The organism is Dactylosporangium sp. NPDC050588 (assembly GCF_040654975.1).
GTDB lineage: Bacteria > Actinomycetota > Actinomycetes > Mycobacteriales > Micromonosporaceae > Dactylosporangium > Dactylosporangium maewongense.
In genome coordinates this window covers 17,939-33,277 of record NZ_JBFAJA010000124.1, presented here as the reverse complement: position 1 = coordinate 33,277, position 15,339 = coordinate 17,939, and the positions used below count along the sequence as shown (strand labels likewise).

Sequence of the window (15,339 nt, the reverse complement as noted above, 5' to 3'; positions counted from 1 at the left end):
TCGGCGACGATGCGGTGGTGGCAGGCGAGCGCGATCTCCAGGCCGCCGCCGAGCGCGGAGCCGTTGATCGCGGCGACGACCGGCCGGCCGAGCGTTTCCAGGCGGCGCAGGAGACCCTTCAGGTGCATGGAGGAGGCGTACACGTCGGCGGCCTGGTCGGGGCCGAGGCTGCCGAGGCGTTGCAGGTCGCCGCCGGCGAAGAACGTCTTCTTCGCCGAGGTGACGACGACGCCGGTGAGGGTGTCCTTCTCGGCGGTCAGCCGGTCGACGGTCGTGCCGAGGTCGGCGACGAACGCCTCGTTCATCGTGTTGGCGGAGTGCGCCGGGTCGTCGAGGGTGAGGACCACGACGCCGTCGTCCCCACGGTCCCAGCGGATCGTGTCGGTCATGTGCTGCGCGCCCTTCAGATTCGCTCGACGATGGTGGCGATGCCCATGCCGCCGCCGATGCACAGCGTGGCCAGGCCGTACCGCAGGCTGCGGCGTTCGAGCTCGTCGACGAGCGTGCCGAGCAGCATGCCGCCGGTCGCGCCGAGCGGGTGACCCATCGCGATGGCGCCACCGTTGACGTTGACCTTCTCCAGGTCGAAGTCCATGTCCTTGGCGAAGCGCAGTACCACCGCTGCGAACGCCTCGTTCATCTCCACGAGGTCGATGTCGGCGGCGGTCAGGCCCGCCTTCGCGAGGGCCTTGCGGGTCGCGGGCGCGGGGCCGGTCAGCATGATGGTCGGGTCGGCGCCGCTGACCGCGGCTGCGACGATCCTCGCCCGCGGGGTGAGCCCGGCCCGCGCCCCGGCGGCCTCGCTGCCGACCATGACGAGCGACGCGCCGTCGACGATGCCGGAGGAGTTGCCGGCGGTGTGCACGTGCTCGATCCGCTCGACGCAGTGGTACCGCTGCAACGCCACCGCGTCGAAGCCGCCCATCTCACCGATCATCGCGAACGACGCCGGCAGCTGCCCGAGCCCTTCGAGGGTGGAGGCGCGCAGGTGCTCGTCGCGGTCGAGGACGACGAGGCCGTTGCGGTCCCGGACGGGCACGACGGACCGGTTGAAGTACCCGCCGGCCCACGCCTTCGCCGCGCGGGTCTGCGACTCCAGGGCGTATGCGTCGACGTCCTCGCGGCTGAAGCCCTCGATCGTGGCGATCAGGTCGGCGCCGATGCCCTGCGGCACGAACCGCGTCTCGTAGTTCGTCTCCGGGTCCATCGCCCAGGCGCCGCCGTCGGAGCCCATCGGCACCCGCGACATCGACTCGACGCCGCCGGCGAGGACGAGGTCCTCCCAGCCGGAGCGGACCTTCTGCGCGGCGACGTTCACGGCTTCCAGCCCCGACGCGCAGAACCGGTTCAGCTGCACGCCGGCGACGGTGTCCGGCAGGCCGGCGGCGATCGCGGCGGTCTTGGCGATGTCGGACCCCTGGTCCGCGATCGGGGAGACGACGCCGAGGACGACGTCGTCGATGTCGGCCGGGTCGAGCCCGGGATACCGGCGGCGCAGCTCGTCGATCAGCCCGACGACCAGCGACACGGGCTTCACCCCGTGCAGCGAGCCGTTCTGTTTGCCACGCCCGCGCGGGGTGCGGACAGCGTCGTAAACGAAAGCCTCAGTGCTCACCTACCCGAGAGTAACTTGCCCTCGACCGGCACGGTACCCCGCCGTCCGCCATCGTCCTGCGAGAATGTCCACATGGGCCGTAGGACCGCTGTCGTCATGCTCGCCGTCGCCGCGGGAGCCGTCGTGGTCACCGTCGCCGCGGCGGTGGCCGCGCACGCCGGGTACGTCGCGTTCGAGCCGCTCGCGCACCCGTTCCTGGTGGGGTTCGGCGCCGCGCTCGTGGCGATCGTCGCGGTGCTCGGGCTCATGCCGGAGAGCACCCGGCGGTTGCTCACCCAGACAGGCATCGGCCTGCTCGGTCTCGCCGTCGGAGCCGCCGGGGTCGTGTCCGTTTCCGCGGAGGTGTACGACCCGCACACGCCCACGGTCGTCGCGTCGGGCCCGGACGTGCGGGTCGTCGCGTGGCAGCAGGACGTGATCGTGCGGCAGGAGCAGACGCTGCGGCTGCGGTCGCGGGACGGGCTGCTCAGCCGCGACGGCACCGCGACCGTCGCCTGCTTCGTGCACGACCCGTACACCGGGCACGGGCTGGACGCGTGGACCCTCGCGTCCGTCACCATCGTCGGGAACGAGATGGTCGCGAAGACCGTCGACGGGCAGGAGCGGCGGGTCTCGTTCGACCCGGCGACGCTGCGGCCGACGACCCCGGTCATCGACCGCTGCACCGGGGCACCCGGCTACTCCTCCTGAACACCCCAGTCCGCGAGGACCTCCGCGGTGTGCTGGCCCGGCAGCGGCGGCGGGCCGGTCAGGGTCGCGGGGGTGGTGGAGAACCGGGGCTGCGGCACCGGCTGCACGACGCCGAGGTGGTCGGCGAACGTGCCCCGCGACCGCAGGTGCGGGTCCTGCGGCGCCTCGTGCAGCGACAGTACGGGGGTGACGCAGCCGTCGCCGTCGTGGAACAGCGCGGACCACTCGTCGCGGGTCTTCGTCAGGAACGCCGCGGCGAGCCGCTCCCGCAGCACCGGCCACTGCGCGACGTCCAGCTGGTCCGGCAGATCCGTCAGGCCGAGGGTGGCGACGAGCGTGGCGTAGAACTGCGGCTCGAACGCGCCCACCGCCACGTGACGGCCGTCGGCGGTCTCGTACACGTCGTAGAACGGCGCCCCCGTGTCGATCATGTTGACGCCGCGGCGGTCCTGCCACAGGCCGACGGCCAGCATGCTGTGCAGCATCGTGCTGATGTGCGCGGCGCCGTCGGTGATCGCCGCGTCGACGACCTGCCCCCGGCCGGTCCGCTCCGCGTCCCGCAGCGCGGCGAGGACGCCGACGACCAGGTACATCGCGCCGGCGCCGAAGTCGCCGAGCAGGTTCACCGGCACCTGCGGCGGCCCACCGGCCCGGCCGATCGCGTGCAGCGCCCCCGACAGCGCCAGGTACGTGATGTCGTGCCCGGCCGTCGTGGCCCGCGGCCCGTCCTGCCCCCAGCCGGTCATCCGCCCGTACACGAGCGCCGGGTTCACCGCGTGGACCTGCTCCGGCCCGACACCGAGCCGCTCCGCGACCCCCGGCCGCCAGCCTTCCACCAGTACATGAGCCCGCTGCGCCAGCGCGAGCACGGTCGCGACCCCGTCGGGGTCCTTCAGATCGACGGCGACGGACCGCTTGCCCCGGTTGAGCAGGTCGGTCGCCGCCGGCGGCGCGATCGGCGAGCCCGGCCCGACCCGATCGACCCGCACCACGTCCGCGCCCAGGTCCGCCAGCATCATCCCCGCGAACGGCCCCGGCCCGATCCCGGCCAGCTCGACCACCCGCACACCCCGCAACGGTCCACTCATGACACGTATCTTGCACCGCCGCCCCCGAAGCATCGCCGGCCCCGAAGCGTCGGCGCCCCGACGCGCCGGCGGCGTGTAGCGTGCGGTGCGTGACCGCCAGACTGCGAGCGCTCCTGCAGCACCAGGTCGACGCCGGGTTCGTGCCCGGCATGGTGGCGCTCGTCGCCCGCCGCGGGGAAGTCCACGTCGAAGCCGTGGGCAGTCTCGCGTTCGAGGGTGCCGGCGCCGGCACGCCGATGGCCGCCGACACGATCTGCCGCATGGGGTCCACGTCGAAACCGGTCGTCGCGGCGTGCGCGATGACGCTCGTCGACGACGGCACCCTCGGCCTCGACGACCCGGTCGACAAGCTGCTGCCCGAGCTGGCGGACATGACCGTCCTCGCCGACCCCGGCGGGCCCCTCGACGACGTCGTCGCGGCGGACCGGCCGATCACGCTGCGGCACCTGCTCACGTACACGCTGGGCACCGGCATGGTCCCCGCCGAGCCGGGCACGGTGCCGATCGCCGACGCCCTCGCCGCGGTCGGTGAGCTGCCTCCGGACGCGTGGCTGCGCCGGCTCGGCGCGCTGCCGCTGCTGCACCAGCCGGGTGAGCGGTGGATGTACGACACGGCCGCCGACGTGACCGGGGTCCTCATCGCCCGCGCGACCGGCCGGACCTTCGGGGAGGCGCTCCGCGAACGGATCTGCGGCCCGCTCGGGATGCGCGACACCGGCTTCGTCGTCGAGCCGGGCAGCCTCGACCGGCTCGCCACCGCGTACGAGCGCGACAACGACGACTCCGGACAGCCGGTCGTCGAGGACGGCCCCGACGGGCGTTGGAGCCGGACGCAGGTGTTCGAGAGCGGCGGCGGCGGGCTCGTCTCCACCGCCCTCGACTACCTCACGTTCGCCTCGATGCTGCGCGGCGGCGGCGCCATCAACGGCGAGCGGGTGCTGTCGGAGGAGTCGGTGGCGCTGATGACGACCGATCACCTGACGCCGCACCAGAAGTCGGTCTCCGGGTTCCGGCCCGGGTACTTCGACGACATGGGCTGGGGGTTCGGGATGGCGGTCGTGACCCGCCGCACCCGGCCCGGCCCGTCGCCCGGCAGCTACGGCTGGCCCGGCTTCTACGGCACCGTCTGGTACACCGACCCCGCCGAGGACACGACGACCGTCATCATGATGCAGCGCGCCCACTCCGGCGACCAGCAGCTCCCGCTGTGGGCCGGGCTGTGGGCGGCGGCCTACGACGCGACCGGCTGACCGCGCCGCCGATCAGTGCGGCGGGCGCAGGCCGGCGGTGACAACGGCGAGGAGCCGTCCGGCGCGGCCCGGGTCGTCGTTGTCGCGCATGCCGGTGACCACCGACCCGGAAGTCGTCGTCGCGCAGATCGAGCACCACGGGCGGTCCGCGGTGACCGGCGGGCCGTACCGGTTCCGCGCCCTCGGCGTCATGCGCGTCCGGGCCGGCGAGATCGTGTTGTACCAGGACTACATGGACCCGATCGCCACCGCCCGCCTCCTCGACCGGTCCGCCGGGTCCAGGATCCGCATCCGGTGCACGACCCGGCGGTCGCCGTCGCGCGTGATCAGCGCCGAACTCCGCCACGACCGTGAAGCCCAGCTTGACGATCATGGACAGCCATCGTGTACAACTCCGTCCGTGATCGAACGGACGACGACCGAGGCCAGGGCAGCCCTGCGGCGCATGGCGTTGCTGACGGCGTCGGAGGGCCGGCGCGAGATGACGCCGCAGGACCTCGCCGCGGCGCTCGCCGGATGTCCGGGCAACACCGCTGGCCTGTGGCCGCCCGCCCAGGCCGACGCCGGAGCGTCGGCCGCGACCGGCGTGGCGTTCGACCAGGCGGCGAAGCTGGTCATGGAGCAGGCGTTTCACGTCGCGGCGCAGGAGCGGGCCGGGCACATCGGCACCGAGCACCTGCTCGCCGCCCTGGTGCGCTCCGGCCCGCCGGAGGTCGTGGCCTGGCTCGACGCCCGCGGCGCCACCGCCGACGCCGTCGACGCGCTGCTGGCCGGGCTCGCCGGCGGGCCGGGCGTCGAGCGGCTCACGGCCGAGCCGTCACGGGCGGACGAGCGGCGATGGCGGCGGGCCACGGCGCGCGCCCGCGGCGAGACGTCGCTGCTGCCGGCCCTGATCGTGCCCGCCCTCCTCGTCACCACCGCGATCGTGGTGTTCGCCTGCTGCCTCTGGGGCCCGTGACGCCATTCATCGGGTTCACGGTGCGGCGGCGCGGGTCAGGACACGTCGACGGTGAAGGTCGAGGTGGCGCCGTCGGCGGCGGTCAGCGTGACCGGGCCGAACGTGATGACCGGCACCGATGCGGTCCCGGAGGCGCGGTAGAAGCCGGTCGCCTTCGTGACCCGGACGGCGACCGCGACGAGGGTCGCCGCGCCTTCCTCGTCGGCGTCGACGCGGGCCTGCGTGAACGCGGGCAGTCCCCGCTCGGCGCCCCAGTCGCGGACCTGGGCGGCGGCCACGGACAGCTCCGGCAGGATGCTCCCGTTGCCCCACGCCCACACCCACGACGACGTGGAGGCGTTGAAGCTGCCCAGGATCTGCGCCGGCGCGGACGCGGTCTTGTCCGGGAACGTCCAGGTGATGACGCCGGTGCGCTGGTCGAGGCCCCACCGGTCGGCGGTGCCGAGGCCCCACGTGACGTGCGCCTGCGCCAGCTGCTCGATCATGTCCTCGCCCTGCAACGCGAGGAGCGCCACGTCGTCGGTACCGGTGCGGCGGCGGTTGAAGATCCCCATGACGGACGAGTGTGCCCGATGCGGTCAGCGGCGGTCGACGTCGCGTGTCACGGCCGGGCGTCGGCTCGCAGGTCGGCGACGAGACGGGCGGTGACCGGGGTCGCGACACCGTGGCCGGCGGCGGCGCGCAGCACGGCGCCGCCGATCGCGTCGAGCTCCGTCGGTCGGCCGGCCTCCGCGTCGCGGAGCATCGAGGACTTCATGCCGGGCTGGAGGCGGTCGAACATCGCCCTGATCCCGGCGGGATCGACGGGTGCTCCGGCGGCGGCCGCGACGGCGGCGACCTCGTCGATGACCGCGTGCAGGTCCGCGCGCCGGTCGGTGAGCACGGTGCCGGCCGGCGCGGACGCGTGCGTGGTGAGCAGCGCGAGCGGGGCGAGGAACGCGAGCTTGCCCCACAGCAGCGCCGTCTCGTCGTCGCGGACGGTCACGTCGAACCCGGCGTGCCGGAGCTCGGCGGCGAGCGCGTCGAGGCGGCCGCGGGGCGTCGCGTGCCCGGCGACGTCGATGCCGGAGAACGGGCTGGTGTGCGCGATCCGCCCGGGTGCGGTCCTGGTCGACTCGACCCGGATCGCGCCGGCGAGGACCTGCCCGGCCGGGTACCGCTGCCGCAGCACCTCCAGGTGCTCGACGCCGTTGAGCAGCGGCAGGATCAGGGCGTGGCCGAGGTCGCCGGCGGGCAGCGTGTCGAGCGCGGCGGTGAGTGCGGTGGCCTTGACGGCGAGCACGCACAGGTCGACCGGCCCGGTCAGCCGGGTGCCGGCGGTGGCGGGCACGTGGAACGACCCGAACTGCGCGCTGTCGACGGTGACGCCGCCAGCGTTGAGCGCGTCCGCGGTGCCGGGCGTCGCGACGTACCGCACCGGGTTGCCGGCCCGGGCGAGCACCGCACCCAGCAGCCCGCCGACGCCGCCGGGTCCGACGACCGCGACCCTCCACCGTGCGCCGACGACCGGGGCGCCATCCGGATCCCTGTCGATCATCCGCCCATCATCCGCCACCGGCCTGGCGCCGCCGTCAGCGGGCGTGCTGATCCGTCACCGGGTGTCGTGGGCGGCCTGGCGGAGGTCGACGTCGTGGATGAGGCGGCGGGCGGTGGCGTCGTCGAGCTCCTCCTCGTGGACGGCGGTGGCGAGGGCTTCGCGTTGGGCGTCGAAGTGGGGGCCGGCGGCCTCGATGATGGCGACGCCGCGGGCGTGCAGGTCGGCGGCGGCGGCGTGTTCGGCGGCGGTGTCGATGCGCAGCCGGCGGACCAGCAGCGGGATCGTCATGCCCTGGATGAGCAGGGTGCCGAGGGTGACGAGCAGCGCGATCGCCTGGATCTCGTCGCGGCCGGGGAACGGGGTGCCGTCGTGGAGGCGTTTGGGGACGGCGGCCGCGGCGGCGAGGGTGAGGATGCCGCGCATGCCGGTCCAGCCGACGATGAGCGCCTCCTTCGGGGTGGGTTCGCCGAGGACCTCGCGGGTGCGGCCGCGGCGGGCGCGCCATTGGCGGCGGCGTTCGAAGTGTTCTTGGGCGCGGGGGTCGGTGGCGACGCGGTGCTCGACGCCGCGGCGGCGCAGCCCCCACCACGCGAACGAGCCGGAGACGAACCCGAGCCGAAAGAGCATTACCGTTACCAGTAATACGGCTGCGGCGACGACGGTGCGCAGGAGCGTGTCCGACGAGGCGAGGCTCTGCACGACGAACTTCAGCTGGAGTCCGATGTACGCGAAGACGAACGTCTCGAGCAGGAAGTCGACGACGGGCCAGACGGTCGCCTCCTGCAGCCGGGACCGGTAGGCGCCCGGGTACTGGTGGCGCTTGTCGAGGGCGGTGTTCACCGACACGGAGAACGCAGCGACGACGACGGCGAGGATGCCGGAAGCGTGGACCTGTTCGGCGAGCAGGAACGCGGTGAACGGCAGCAGCAGCGACACCGACGTCTCCAGGACCGGGTCGTGCAGGCGTTTGCGCAGCCACAGGGTCGCGACGGCGAGGGCCGCGCCGACCGCCATGCCGGTGACGGCGTTGTACAGGAACAGCACGAACCCGTTGTCGAACAGGGTGTGCCCGGCGCCGGTCGCGGCGACGGCGAGGCTGAACAGGGTCAGGGCGGTCGCGTCGTTGACGAGGCTCTCGCCGGTGAGGATCGCGGTGACGCGGCGGGGCAGGCCGAGCGCCTCGCCGTGGGTGACGGTGGTGATGGTGTCCGGCGGGGCGAGGACGGCACCGAGGACCATCGCGGCCGGCAGGCCGATCGCGGGCAGCAGCAGCGACCCGGCGTACCCGGCGACGCCGGTGGTGAGCACGACGAGCGTGACGCCGAGGGTGAAGATCGGCCGGAAGTTCGCGGAGAAGCTGGAGGCGGACGCGCCCCGGGTCGCGGAGTAGAGCAGGGGCGGCACGACGACGGCGAGGATGAGCTCGCTGTCCAGCTGCAGCCGCGGTACGCCGGGGATGAACGACGCGGCGGCGGCGAGGATGACGACGACGAGGCCGGGCTGGGCACCGCGACGGTGCGCGACGGCCGCGACGGTGATCCCGCCGAAGATGATCAGGAGCAGCTGCACACCGTTCACAAAGGATCACGATAGGACACCCTTGACGGAGTGAGCACTCACTCCGCATGCTGGAGGTATGACCGAACCCCGGAAACGCTCCTCGCCGATGACCCCGGACGACCGCCGCGCGATGATCGTCGCCGCCGCGCTGCCCCTCGTCGTCGAGCACGGATCCAGCGTCACCACCGCCCAGGTCGCCCGCGCCGCCGGCATCGGCGAGGGCACGATCTTCCGCGTGTTCGCCGACAAGGACGCCCTGCTCGCCGCCTGCATGGCCGAGGCCCTCCGGCACGACGACACCCTCGCCCACGTCCGCGCCATCGACCTCGACCAGCCGCTCGCCGACCGGCTCATCGAGGCGGTCGAGACGCTCCGGGCGTACATGAGCCGCATGGGCGCGGTCGCCGGCGCCGTCCGGCACCTCACCACCGGCCGCCTCGACCCGACCGCCGCCCCGGTCCGCGACCGGCGGCGCGACTCGATGACCGCGACCGTCGACGCCCTCGCCGTCCTCTTCGAACCCGAACAGGACCGGCTGCGCCGCGACCCCGAATACCTCGCCCGCATGTTCCAGCACCTCGTCATGGCCGGCGGCGACCCCGCCGACATCGTCGAGGTGTTCCTGCACGGCGCGGTCCGCGACGAGCCGTCCCCCGCGCCGTCAGGCTGAAAGCTGGTCGCGCTTGACCGTCCCGGCCCGCTCCACCATCAGGAACAGGGCGACGACGCTGATCAGGGCGCCGGCGACGCAGGTGAGGAAGGTGGCGGTCGCGTACCCGGCGAACGTCTGCCCGTGCGCCGTCCACCGCTGCCCGGCGAGGATCGTCGGCATGCTCAGGAACCCGCCGGCGACCATCCCGCCGGCACCGAGCCACGTCGCGACCAGCGGCACCGCGAACCGCCGCCGCGGCCCCCACCGGTGCACCATGACCAGCAGGCCGATCGCCGCGCACAGGAACTGCGCCGCCGTCACCGTGTCCTGCAGCCGCAGCCACGCGTCGCGACCGGCGCCGGAGCGGAGCCCGGCCGTGCCGCCGAGCACCCACGACAACCGCAGGACCGCGAGACCCGCCGCGATGACCGCCGCGACCCACGCGAGGGGCACCTGCGCCGCGTGCGTCAACCCACGCGGCGCCTGCCCGACGCTCCCGCCGACGACCGGCCTGAACCGGTCCCGGGCGTACAGCAGCAACGCGACCGCCAGGGCGACACCGAGGACGACGAAACTGCCGTACACGATGACGAACGTCCACGGCCGCAGCGTCGGGTCACCGTCCGGCGGGGGCGGCGGCTCCCACCAGCCGGCGGCCTTCAACGCCGCGGCCGCCGGCATCAGCACCACGAACGGCGCGAGCAGGCCCGCCCCGACCCACATCGGCACCGCGACCAGCCACACCGGCACCCGCATCCCCCAGGGCCGGATCGCGGCGAGCGCCACCCCGATCCCGGCGACCGCGAGCCCGCCCGTGACGAGGTTGTCCCCGGCCCACTCGCCGCGGGTCAGGTTCCCGAGGTCCTTGACCCCGAACGTGCCGCCGGCGACCCAGCTGCCTTTCAGCGCGACGTACACGCCCGCCGCACCGACCGCCGTCCATCCCGCCACCGTCCGCCCCCGTTGCATGCCGACAGTCTCACCATCGGTGACTGTGACTTCCCTGAGGCCACCTGAGCGGCATCTCAGCCGCTACTGTCACCCCACATGACCCACGCCACGACCGAGATCACCGCGGACCTGGTCCTGGACCTGGTCCGCGGCCAGCACCCGGACCTCGCCGACCGCCCGGTCCGGCTCGGCGCCCGCGGCTGGGACAACCAGCTGTGGCGGCTCGGCGACGACCTCGCCGTCCGGCTGCCGTGGGCGACCGGGTCCGCCGACGACCTGCTGCGCAAGGAGCACGCCTGGCTGCCGTCGCTCGCCCCGCGCCTGCCGCTGCCGGTTCCCGTCCCGCAGCGGCTCGGCGAGCCGTCACCGCTGTTCCCGCGCCCGTGGCTGATCACCACGTGGGTGCCGGGCACACCGGCCGACCTGGCGCCCGCCACCGGTTCGGCGTCGGTGCTGGCGGAGTTCCTGACGGCGCTGCACCAGCCCGCGCCGCCCGACGCACCCGCCGGCCGGGACCGCGGCGGCCCGCTCGCCGAACGCGCGTCCGGGTTCGCGAGGGGACTCGCGTACGTCACCGAGCAGGGACTTATCGACAATCCGGCAGCCGTACAGGCGCTGTGGGACGACGCGGTCGCGGCACCGGACTGGTCGGGACCGCCGGTGTGGCTGCACGCCGACCTGCACCCCGCGAACGTCCTCACCGACGGCGGCGCCCTGTGCGGCGTCGTCGACTTCGGCGACCTGTGCGCCGGCGACCCCGCGTACGACCTCGCCGCCGCCTGGCTGCTGCTGCCCGACGGCGCCGCCGACCGCTGCCTCGACGCCTACCGGCCCGACGCCGCGACCCTGCGCCGCGCCCGCGGCTGCGCGGTCCTGCGCGTCCTGGCCGGCATCATCATCGGCGACAACGGCGTCCACGGCCGTCCCGGCGGCAAACCCACCTGGGGCCCGCCCGCGTACGCGGCCCTGCGCCGACTCACCGCATGAGCGACCTCATCCCCGGCCTGATCGCCACCGACCCGGCCCACCGGCACCAGTGGCTCCTGGCCCACCGTCCCGCCGATGCCCCGCCGCTGTACCGGTGGCTGTCGCTGATCGAGTCGGCCGTCGCCGATGTGCGATTCGACGCCCTCGGGCTGCCCAGGAACCGGCCCCGCGCCGACGTCGGCCTGGCCGCGGCGATCATCGGCTGGGCCCTGGAGGACGGCTATCCGGTCGAGTCCGCCGTCCGGGAGCTCGTGCGCCTCCGATCGCTCGCACCCGCATTGGCATTACCGGCAATCCTGCAACCGGACGCGGTGGCCCGTCTGACGCTCGACGCCTTCCCGTTCAGCAGGGCCGACGCGATCGCCGCCGCCGCGCGGCTGCGCGCCCTGCCGGTCACCGACGACGACTTCGTGCAGCCGGGTGAGTCCGCGGCGGAGACGAGCCGGCGGTTCGAGGAGCTGCGCGGCACCGACGACTATCGCGACCATCACCGGCTCGTCGACATCGAGCGGATGCTCGGCGACCTGCGCCCGATCGTCGCCGACATCACCGACGCGGCCCTCGCCGCGGAGGCCGCCGCGTGGCTGGACGTGCTGCCCGAGCTCGACCTCACCCCGGACGCCGTCCGCACAGCAGACCAGCTCCTCGACGAGCTCGTCGCCCTGCTGGACGCCGGCCGGCCCACCGGCGACCTGGTGCAGCGGCTGCGGACCCCGGCGGCCGTGTACCTGCAGTCCCGCCTGGTCGAACTACTCACCCGCTACACCGCTGCCGGCGACACGACCGCCCGCGACCAGATCGCCCACGTCCTGACCGCGTGCGGCCCGGCCGCCCTGCCGGCGGTGCCGCACGCACTCGACACCGGCAACGACGACCGACAATGACACGCCCAGTCACCGCCGCGAACGCGGGAATTGCCGGTGCGGTGTTCCGCCGCGTTCCAGAAGCGCGCGTTGTGCCCCGCACATTCCCGCTGGCCGGAACCGGAATGCTGTTTCGTGGCGTTTCGGAACGTATCGACTTCCCGAGTTGGCTTGCATGTGCGCCGCGACACGAACCACCATGGGTGCCACGATCCGTCGCCGCGGTCCGGCCTTCCGACCTGCAATGGAATCTCGGAAACCGGCGCAGTTCCGGCCGGCGGGATCGTCACCGTCATCGCCATGTAGGGGGGACCATGATTCGCGTCCATCGGCACAGCACCGGCCGTGTGCATGCACCCCTCGCCACCAGTGCGGCGGCCGGCATCGGCCATCTCCTGGCGCTGATTCGGCTGGGCGGGCTGGCACGGCAGGCCGCGGCCGCGACGGGCCGCGACCGTCTCCTGCTGCTCGCCGAGGCCTACGCCGTCGCCTGGCCGGTCGTGTTCAGCCGGCTCAGCGCCGCCGTCCAGCGCAGCCATGGTGGCTATGGCACCGACGCCACCGGTCTGCGGCCCGACAGCCCAGAGCGGTTCGAGGGTGACGTCCAGGCGATGCTCGCTCCCCTCACGCCGTTCGAGGGCGGCGCGCCCACGGCCGTCGGCGAAGGCTGGACCGCGCATCGGCCGTGGGCGCCCTGGCTGATCGCGGCGCTGCGCGAAGACCGCATCGCTTGGCACTCTCACGGCAAAGCGGTGTTCCTGGACCTGCTGGTGATCGAACATGTCCGGATCACCGCGCCGGTCACCGCGGCCACGGACTCCGGCGTGTGCACCCAGACCGGCACCGGCGGTGTGGACACCATGCGGGCCGTGCGTGCCGCGGGTGCCGCTACGGCCGGCGCCGACCGCGGTCGCCGTGGCGTGCCGGGCGCCGCACAGCGTCCGTGCATGCCGCACCGGCTCCGGGCCGTGCCCGGGCAGGACCGCCTGGAGGACTGGCGGGCGGACCGCCGACGGACGGTGTCCCCGGCCGACGCGGACGCCGGGATCGTCATCGCCTGGCCCGATGCCGCCGCCGGCCCGACGGCCAGACCGGCAACCGCCAGGAGGAGACGCTGCTCGACCACGCCCGGCGCTCACGCGCCGGGCCGTCCGCGTTGCGGCACGTCGAGGTGCCGGGACATCCTCTGCGGGCGGGGCGCGGCCCCGGCCGGCACGAGCACCGGCCCCGGCCGGTCGTCTGATCCGTCCACCACGCCGGGTGCGCGCACCGGGGCCGCGGGCGTCGTTCTGCGCGGCCGCCGGAACTCCGGCGCCACCCGGTTCGTCGGGGTCCCGCCGCTCGCCGTCGGCGGGCACCGGCTCCAGGGCGGCGACGAGGCTGGGCCCGCCACGGCTCCGGGTGTCGCCGGCACGGCAGGCGCTCACCAGGGCGAGACGCTGCGCCGGGGGCGGTCGGTGCGCCGGCCCGACCCGAACGGTGCCGGTCGGCGCGCCCGTCCGGTCGCGGGTCCTGGTGCGCGCGCAACGTCGAGGTCCCGCTCGGCCACAAGCGGGCGCCCATCCGATCCCGCGACCGCCATTCTCCCTGGCGGCACGGCCGGACCGGACGCCGACCGGCGCCGCCGTGCGGGCGGGCCGCGCTGACCGGTCACCCGCGCGAATCCCGTCCCGGAACATTGCCGATCATCACGCTAGACTGAGCGCTCTTCGCAGGGCTGCTCCCACCCCGGCGGCGCAGCCGGCCCGGGGCGGTTCTTGCTGCTCCGAGGCCCTGGCGTTGCCGTCCTGCCCCGCCGGGGCAGACAATTGAACATGCGGTGCCGAACGATCACCGGCGCCGCGCCGGACTCTCCCGGATGTCGTTGCTTGTCATGCCGTCGAGCGGATGTCCCCGGGAGAACGAAAAGGGCTTCACCGTCTAGTCAACGGTGGGGCCCTTTTCCCTTACATGATCCGCCCCGGACGCGGATATAGTCTCCGCCGAGGACATCACGCCGATCAGTGTGCCGCATCGTTGCGCAGTCAGATTCTGACGATCGATGTTAGTTGTATCTTGATTGATCGTAATTGATCTTGTTGAATTCAGTGGCGCACCCGTCTCCTGTTAGGGTCCCGCGTTTCCGCGTGTTCCAGTCTTGGTCTCCGGCGCCTCAGTTACGTGGCGTGAGATATCTCGCGGGTGCTATAACGTGGCCTAGCGGTTCGCAGCCGATTGACTCTCGGCCTACAACCGAATTCCCGTTCTCCGGGGATTATCCGGCGCACAACCGGATCCGCTCGACGGCATGCACCACTCCACCGGCCAGCAGACCGGTGGGACATCACCAGGTCATGGGCGCGGTGCGCCCATGACCTGGTCACAACGAGTGAGGGAAATCGGGCAATGACTGAGCCCGTGTGGACGCCACCGGCGCCACCTACCCCGGTCGCAGACGTGCTGACCGCATGCACCGTCACAGGTCTTGAGGGCGTGGTCCTGCAGACCGTCCTCGACCACGGCTACTCGTTGACGGAGGCGCTGCTCAGCGTCCTCGTCACCGGGGTCGTGGCGACCTGCTCGGCGCTCGCGATCCTGCGCCGGGTCAACCCCTTCGCCGGAGACGGCGGCAACCGCCCGCCGAAAACGGCCTGACCAAGTGCGCTCGTGCCGCCGGACCGGACGGTCCGGCGGCACGAGCCGGGAAGGGGAACTGTCCATGACATCAGTGCTCACGACCGGGCCGGCCCAGGCCGTGATCGTCCGGCTGACACTCAGTGCCGAGATCCGGACCCTGATCGAGGAGTCCGGTCTCGCATACCGCAGGATCGACGATCTGAGCCGGCGCCGGGGTGGTTACGTGCTGTCCGCGGCGTCGATCTCCCGGGTGGCCACCGGCAAGGTCGTGCCCGCCTGGCCGTGGCTCGAGCAGCTGCTGAAGCTCCTCGGCGTGCCGCCACAGGTGATCGAGCACGTGTGGCGGCCCAAGCTCACCCAGGCGATCGCCGTGACCAACGCGCACGACATCAACGAACGCACCGCCGGGCTCCTCGCCGGCTCGGCCGGCGGGGCGACCTGCCCGATCTGCTTCGCCTGGGCGGTCGACCCCGACGGCCACCAGCGCTGGCACGAGGAGCAGGCGAAACCGCCCGCCGACGCCGGGAAGCGTCACCGCTTCGGTATGCGTGGCGCGTTCAACCGGTCATGAA

The 15,339-nt window shown here is 73.5% G+C and carries 16 protein-coding genes; 9 read left to right on the top strand and 7 right to left on the bottom strand.

Going from position 1 to position 15,339, the window contains the following annotated elements; genetic code table 11:
- Both AB0I21_RS52185 and AB0I21_RS52180 read right to left on the bottom strand, forming a co-directional pair.
- A partial coding sequence (locus tag AB0I21_RS52185) for an enoyl-CoA hydratase-related protein (RefSeq protein ID WP_360572671.1) occupies nt 1–389 on the bottom strand: 389 nt, incomplete at its 3' end.
- A gap of 14 nt (nt 390–403) precedes the next feature.
- The gene (locus AB0I21_RS52180; RefSeq protein ID WP_360572669.1) at nt 404–1,615 is read right to left on the bottom strand and encodes an acetyl-CoA C-acetyltransferase; all 1,212 of its coding nucleotides are present in this window, start codon (nt 1,613–1,615) and stop codon (nt 404–406) included.
- A 72-nt stretch (nt 1,616–1,687) separates the two neighbouring features.
- Here AB0I21_RS52180 and AB0I21_RS52175 point away from each other — a divergent pair, with 72 nt between their 5' ends.
- Nucleotides 1,688–2,305: a hypothetical protein gene (locus AB0I21_RS52175; protein ID WP_360572667.1), complete on the top strand. Its 618-nt coding sequence runs from the start codon at nt 1,688–1,690 to the stop codon at nt 2,303–2,305.
- Here AB0I21_RS52175 and AB0I21_RS52170 read toward each other — a convergent pair.
- Entirely contained in the window at nt 2,293–3,393 is a 1,101-nt protein-coding gene (locus tag AB0I21_RS52170) for a CaiB/BaiF CoA-transferase family protein (RefSeq protein WP_360572665.1), read from the bottom strand. The genes AB0I21_RS52175 and AB0I21_RS52170 overlap by 13 nt on opposite strands.
- 89 nt (nt 3,394–3,482) lie before the next feature.
- Between AB0I21_RS52170 and AB0I21_RS52165 the strand changes: the two genes are divergently transcribed.
- Nucleotides 3,483–4,643, top strand: coding sequence for a serine hydrolase domain-containing protein (locus AB0I21_RS52165; protein ID WP_360572663.1), 1,161 nt, complete (start codon nt 3,483–3,485; stop codon nt 4,641–4,643).
- Between the two features lie 88 nt (nt 4,644–4,731).
- Nucleotides 4,732–5,601, top strand: a complete 870-nt coding sequence (locus tag AB0I21_RS52160) for a hypothetical protein (protein ID WP_360572661.1) — start codon at nt 4,732–4,734, stop codon at nt 5,599–5,601.
- A gap of 35 nt (nt 5,602–5,636) precedes the next feature.
- Here the strand turns inward: AB0I21_RS52160 and AB0I21_RS52155 are convergent, their stop codons facing one another.
- Genes AB0I21_RS52155 through AB0I21_RS52145 form a run of 3 tightly spaced genes read right to left on the bottom strand, consistent with a single transcriptional unit; the run spans nt 5,637 to nt 8,716 of the window.
- Nucleotides 5,637–6,155, bottom strand: coding sequence for a DUF6882 domain-containing protein (locus AB0I21_RS52155; RefSeq protein ID WP_360572659.1), 519 nt, complete (start codon nt 6,153–6,155; stop codon nt 5,637–5,639).
- Between the two features lie 47 nt (nt 6,156–6,202).
- Nucleotides 6,203–7,138, bottom strand: coding sequence for a 2-dehydropantoate 2-reductase (locus tag AB0I21_RS52150; protein ID WP_360572657.1), 936 nt, complete (start codon nt 7,136–7,138; stop codon nt 6,203–6,205).
- A 54-nt stretch (nt 7,139–7,192) separates the two neighbouring features.
- A complete protein-coding gene (locus tag AB0I21_RS52145; RefSeq protein WP_360572655.1) occupies nt 7,193–8,716 on the bottom strand; it encodes a sodium:proton antiporter in 1,524 nt (507 codons plus the stop codon).
- Between the two features lie 58 nt (nt 8,717–8,774).
- Between AB0I21_RS52145 and AB0I21_RS52140 the strand changes: the two genes are divergently transcribed.
- Complete coding sequence (locus AB0I21_RS52140; protein WP_360572653.1) at nt 8,775–9,368, top strand: TetR/AcrR family transcriptional regulator; 594 nt, start codon at nt 8,775–8,777, stop codon at nt 9,366–9,368.
- Here AB0I21_RS52140 and AB0I21_RS52135 read toward each other — a convergent pair.
- Nucleotides 9,360–10,319 (bottom strand): hypothetical protein, encoded by a 960-nt coding sequence (locus tag AB0I21_RS52135; protein ID WP_360572651.1) that lies wholly within the window; start codon nt 10,317–10,319, stop codon nt 9,360–9,362. The two genes, AB0I21_RS52140 and AB0I21_RS52135, sit on opposite strands and share 9 nt — an antisense overlap.
- Nucleotides 10,320–10,397: 78 nt before the next feature.
- On the opposite strand from AB0I21_RS52135, the gene AB0I21_RS52130 reads away from it, so the two are divergent.
- From AB0I21_RS52130 to AB0I21_RS52110, 5 genes are all read left to right on the top strand, one after another.
- Nucleotides 10,398–11,288, top strand: coding sequence for an aminoglycoside phosphotransferase family protein (locus tag AB0I21_RS52130; protein ID WP_360572649.1), 891 nt, complete (start codon nt 10,398–10,400; stop codon nt 11,286–11,288).
- On the top strand, nt 11,285–12,172 hold the full coding sequence (locus AB0I21_RS52125; RefSeq protein WP_360572647.1) for a hypothetical protein: 888 nt from the start codon (nt 11,285–11,287) through the stop codon (nt 12,170–12,172). The genes AB0I21_RS52130 and AB0I21_RS52125 overlap by 4 nt, the downstream gene beginning before the upstream one ends.
- A complete protein-coding gene (locus AB0I21_RS52120; protein ID WP_360572645.1) occupies nt 12,169–13,797 on the top strand; it encodes a hypothetical protein in 1,629 nt (542 codons plus the stop codon). The genes AB0I21_RS52125 and AB0I21_RS52120 overlap by 4 nt, the downstream gene beginning before the upstream one ends.
- A gap of 739 nt (nt 13,798–14,536) precedes the next feature.
- Nucleotides 14,537–14,785: a hypothetical protein gene (locus AB0I21_RS52115; RefSeq protein WP_360572643.1), complete on the top strand. Its 249-nt coding sequence runs from the start codon at nt 14,537–14,539 to the stop codon at nt 14,783–14,785.
- Between the two features lie 64 nt (nt 14,786–14,849).
- Nucleotides 14,850–15,338, top strand: coding sequence for a helix-turn-helix transcriptional regulator (locus tag AB0I21_RS52110; RefSeq protein WP_360572641.1), 489 nt, complete (start codon nt 14,850–14,852; stop codon nt 15,336–15,338).
- The last annotated feature ends 1 nt before the right edge of the window (nt 15,339 follow it).